Origin of the sequence: Mycolicibacter sinensis, from assembly GCF_001673565.1 — a bacterium.
In the GTDB taxonomy this organism is placed as follows: domain Bacteria; phylum Actinomycetota; class Actinomycetes; order Mycobacteriales; family Mycobacteriaceae; genus Mycobacterium; species Mycobacterium sinense_C.
On the sequence record NZ_LZMF01000125.1, the window covers coordinates 1 to 1,090 of the forward strand.

Below are 1,090 nucleotides of genomic sequence, written 5' to 3' on the forward strand. Positions count from 1 at the left end.
CCGTCGCCGCCGTTGCCGAACAGACCGGCGTGCCCGCCGTCGCCGCCGGCCATGCCGGCCCCGGTCGCGTTCCAGCCGTCGCCACCATCGCCGAACCACAGGCCACCGGCCGCCGTCGACGGGGTCTGCGGTGCCGTCGGCACCGTTGCAGATCATCCCGCAAAAGCCCTCGGTGAACGGCGCGAACATCTGGTTCACCACACCGTTGACCTGCGACCCGAAGTCAGAATTGATCCAGTCCTGCAAGGCCGCGTGCAACGGCGTGTAGAACATGGTGTCCCACATCTGGGCGAAATCCGCATCCGCAGCCGCCGAACCCGGCAGATCCGAACCGGTGAACAGGTCGTCGAAGTGCCCGGACAGGTTGCCCCACGCGGTGGGATCAAACAGGTCGGAAAGGAAGTCATCGAAGTCGGCATTGGCCGCCGGCGCCGCCGCCAACGGCGCCATTCCAAAGGCCAGGAACGCGCCGACTGTCGACGCTGCGCCCACGATCCGCCGGCTCGAACCGCCCCTGCCTGAACTCCTGCTGACCGTGGCACCGCGCCGAACAACCATCATTGCCCCCGTTCCCCGTATAAGCCCTTAGCGCTGTAACGCCTTGTTAACATGCGCATTAGGAACAGCACAGTAGTTGCGCTAGCGTCAATTGTCTACCGGAAGCCTACAAACTGCGACTATCTCATTCGTTTGGTACGGTTTTTCGCACTAGCGGTTCCGCTAGAGTCGCCCAATATGCACCGAAGTCGCTAGTCAGCGCAGGGAGGTCGGTCCGATGTCTTATCTTCTGGGAAAGCCAGGGAAGCGCCGTGCGCGCGGGCGCCGCGGCGAACTGAGGACAGCACCTGCAGCGCTGGGGATCCTCACAGCCGTCGGCCTCGCAACGCTGACGTCGGTCCCGGCCGCCCGGGCCGACTTCGACGATCTGTGGGCCGACCTGTTTGACCCGAGCGCCTGGGGCAACCTGAGCGATGACTTCAACGGTCTGTTCGTCGCGTCGGATCTGTCCAGCGATGCGCTGGCCGGATCGGCCGCTGGTGCTGCCGCGTTCGACTTCTACACACCGCTGCACGCGGCCTTGCAGGACGCT

General features: G+C 65.0%; 2 protein-coding genes. One reads left to right on the forward strand and one right to left on the reverse strand.

Annotation, left to right across the window (positions count from 1 at the left end):
- Window positions 1-143, reverse strand: a 143-nt coding sequence (locus A5648_RS25130; RefSeq protein ID WP_428844352.1) for a PGRS repeat-containing protein, incomplete at its 3' end; no start/stop codon positions are given.
- 632 nt (window positions 144-775) lie between these two features.
- On the opposite strand from A5648_RS25130, the gene A5648_RS17300 reads away from it, so the two are divergent.
- Window positions 776-1,090: hypothetical protein (locus tag A5648_RS17300; RefSeq protein WP_207511746.1), on the forward strand; the 315-nt coding region annotated here is incomplete at its 3' end.